At 74.3% G+C, this 3882-nt stretch carries 1 protein-coding gene; it reads left to right on the forward strand.

Annotated elements, in window-relative coordinates; genetic code table 11:
- Nucleotides 1-3882 (forward strand): amino acid adenylation domain-containing protein (locus ABZ371_RS30085; RefSeq protein ID WP_358685520.1); only part of this gene is annotated, 3882 nt, incomplete at both ends.

The raw sequence follows: 3882 nt of genomic DNA on the forward strand, positions 1-3882 counted from the left end.
GTCGGACGCGCCCGCCGGGTCGGACGCGCCCGCCGGTGCGGACGTACGGATGCACACCGGCGAGAGCCTGCCGGTCGCCGTCCTCGACGACCTGCGCCGGCTGGCCGCCCTCAACCGCACCAGGTGGTCCGCCGTCCTCGTGAGCGCGGTCGCCGCCTACGTCAGCCGTGTCACCGGCGCGCGGGACGTCACCGTGGGCCTCGCCTCCAACGGCCGTCACGGCGGCCTGCGGCACATCGTCGGCATGACCTCCAACATCCTGCCGTTACGCGTGACCGTCGACCCGGAGACGACGGTCGGTGCCCTCGTCCGTGCCGTCGCCACCGAGATGGGCAGCGCCCTGCGGCACCGCCGCTTCTCCCGCGAACAGCTGGCCCGGGAACTCAACATGACCGACGGCGCCGCTCGGCTGACCGACGTCGTCGTCAACATCATGGGTTACGACTACGACCTCGACTTCGCCGGTAGCCCCGCCCCCTCCCGCGTGCTCTCCATCGGCCCGGTCGACGACGTGTCGCTCTTCGTCTCCGAACGGGCGGAGGGCAAAGGGCCCCTGATCGGCTTCGACGCCAACCCGGAGCTGTACCGCCCGGAGGACGTGCGGCTGCTCCAGCAGGCGCTCGTCTCCTTCGTGTCCGCGCTGGCCCACGCGGACGCCGGCACCTCGCTCCGCGACCTGCCGTTCGTCGACGAGACCCTCGCCGAGGCCCTCCTCGCCCAGGGGGCCGGCACCGGCCTACCGCCCGCGCGGACGTCCACCGGACTGCCGGAAGCCTTCGGCGCCCGGGCCCGACGCACCCCGGACGCCCCGGCCGTGGTGGACGGTGGCATCACGCTCTCCTACCGGCGCCTGGCACACCTGGCGGAAGACCTCTCCGGCGCCCTGGCCGGCTGGGGCATCGGTGCCGAGGACGGTGTCGGTGTGCTGGTGGGCCGGTCCGCGGCCCTCGTGTCCGCCTCGCTCGGCACCGTCGGTGCGGGCGCCGCCTACGTGCCGATGGACGCCGCCTGGCCGGCCGAGCGGCTCGGCCGCGTCGCCGAAGTGGCCCGCGTCCGTGCCCTGGTGGTCGACGAGGCCGCCGCCACGAGCCCCTGGGTGGAGGAGGCGTCCGCCACCCTGCCCGTCGTCGTCGTCGACGGGACCGGGGCGGTCGTGCGCGGAGCCCCGCCTCGGACGGGTACACCGGCGGGAGTGACACACGCGGGCCGGCTCGCCTACGTGATGTTCACCTCGGGCTCCACGGGCATCCCCAAGGGCGTCGGTGTCACCCACGCCGACATCCTGGCACTGGCCGCCGACAGCGCCTGGACGGACGGTGCCTGCGAGGCGGTGCTGCTGCACTCGGCCTACGTGTTCGACGCCTCGACGTTCGAGATCTGGGTACCGCTGCTGAACGGCGGCCGCGTCGTCGTCGCGCCCGGCGGCGTCCTGGAGGCGCCCGCACTGGCGGACCTGGTGCGGAGCCACGGGGTGACCGCTCTGTTCATGACGACAGCCCTGTTCAACGTGGTGGCCGAGGCCGACCCGGCGGCGTTCGCCGGGCTGCGCCTCGTCGCCGCGGGAGGCGAGGCCGCCACCCCGGACCTCATGCAACGGGTGTCCGCCGCCGCCCCCACCACCCGCGTCCTGCACGTCTACGGGCCCACCGAGACCACGACCTTCGCGACCCGTCACCAGGTCACCGCCGGCACGGCGGGCGTCCCGCCCATCGGCCGGGCCCTCGACGGGATGCGCCTGTACGTGCTCGACGGCACCCTCGCACCGGTGCCCCCGGGGGTCGTGGGGGAGCTGTACCTGAGCGGCCGCGGCGTCGCACGCGGTTACCAGGGCCGCCCGGCGCGGACCGCCACCCGGTTCGTGGCCGATCCTTACGACGGGCGCGGTGGCCGCATGTACCGCACCGGCGACCTCGTGCGCTGGACCGCGGGCGGCGACATCGAGTACGTCGGACGCGCGGACGGACAGGTCAAACTCCGCGGATTCCGCATCGAACCCTCCGAGATCGAGACCGTCCTGCTCGGCGATCCGCGGGTCCGCGCCGCCTGTGTCCTGGTACGCGAGGACGTCCCGGGCGACCGGCGCCTCGTGGCGTACGTCGTGGGGGCACCCGGCACCCTCCCGGACGACAGCACGCTGGCCCGCCGCGTGGGACGCACGCTGCCCGGGTACATGGTGCCCTCCGTGTTCGTCCCGCTCGACGCACTGCCGCTGAACGCCAACGGCAAGGTCGACCGCCACGCCCTGCCCGCCCCCCGGGCGGCCACCACCACCGGCCGGGCCCCGCGCACGGCCTGCGAGGAGGTGCTGGCCGGCCTCTTCGCCGACGTCCTGGGTGTGAGCGCCGTCGGCATCGACGACAACTTCTTCTCCCTGGGCGGCCACTCCCTGCTGGCCACCCGTCTCACCGGCCGGGTGCGCGCCGCCCTGGGCGCCGAGGTCGGCATACGCACCCTCTTCGAACACCCCACGGTCGCCTCGCTGGCCACCGCCCTCGACACCACCCGGGCGGCGGGACCGGCCCTCGTCCCGCAGCAGCGGCCCGACGTGGTGCCGTTGTCCTTCGCGCAGCAGCGCCTGTGGTTCCTCAACCGGGCCGAAGGCCCCAACGACACCTACACCATCCCGCTCGTCCTCGAACTCGACGGCCCCCTGGACACGGAGGCCCTGCGCGGTGCCCTGGCCGACGTGGTGGCCCGGCACGAGAGCCTGCGCACCGTCTTCGCCGAACACGACGGCGTGGCCCGGCAGGAGGTCCTCGACGCGTCCGCCGCCGCGGACCTCGTCCCCCTCGCCGTCGAGGTGCCCCCGGCCGAGGAGAGCGCCGAGGACTGGGCCGAGCGGCTGGTGCGCCACCTCTGCGCGGTGCCCTTCGACCTGGACGGCCGTGCCGCCGTCCGTGCCCATCTGCTGCGACCGGCCCCCGACCGCCACATCCTGCTCGTCGTCCTCCACCACGTCGTCGCCGACGGCTGGTCACTCGCCCCGCTCCGCCGCGACCTGGGCGCCGCCTACCGCGCGAGGAGAGCGGGTGCCGGTGCGCCGGACTGGCCCGAACTGCGGGTGCAGTACGCCGACTACACCCTCTGGCAGCGCCGGATGCTCGGCGGCGGCGACGACCCCGACAGCCTGGCCGCACGGCAGCTCGCCTTCTGGCGGGAGGCGCTGCACGGCGCTCCGGACCTGCTCGACCTGCCGCTCGACCGGCCCCGCCCGGCTGTGTCCGGCCACCAGGGGGACGCGGTCCCCTTCGACCTGCCGGCGCCCGCGCACGCCGCGCTCGTCCGGCTCGCCCGCGCCATCGGCTGCACCCCGTTCATGGTCCTTCAGGCGGCGCTCGCCGTGACCCTGCACGCGCATGGCGCCGGTACCGACATCCCGCTCGGCACGGCGGTGGCCGGGCGGACCGACGAGGCGCTCGACGACCTGGTGGGCTTCTTCGTCAACACCGTCGTCCTGCGCACCGACCTGTCGGGCGCCCCGAGCTTCCGCGAACTGCTGGGCCGGGTGAAGGAGTTCGACATCGCGGCCTTCAGCCACGGTGACCTCCCCTTCGAACGGATCGTGGAGGCCGTGAACCCCGAGCGGTCGGGCGACCACCATCCGCTGTTCCAGACCATGCTGGTGCTGCAGAACCAGGAGCGGACCGGGCTCCAGCTCCCCGGCATCACCGTGCGAGACCGCTCGCGGCACACCGGCGTCAGCAAGTTCGACCTGACCTTCTCGCTCACCGAGATCACCGATGCCGCAGAGGTCATCGATGCCGCAGAGGTCATCGGTGCCGCTGAGGCCACCGACGTCGCATCAGTCACCGACGTCACAGCGGTCACCGAGGTCGCAGCAGCCCCCGGGCCCGGGGGAGGCGCCGCCCCGGCCGAGCGCAC

The organism is Streptomyces sp. NPDC005899, from assembly GCF_040629645.1.
In the GTDB taxonomy this organism is placed as follows: domain Bacteria; phylum Actinomycetota; class Actinomycetes; order Streptomycetales; family Streptomycetaceae; genus Streptomyces.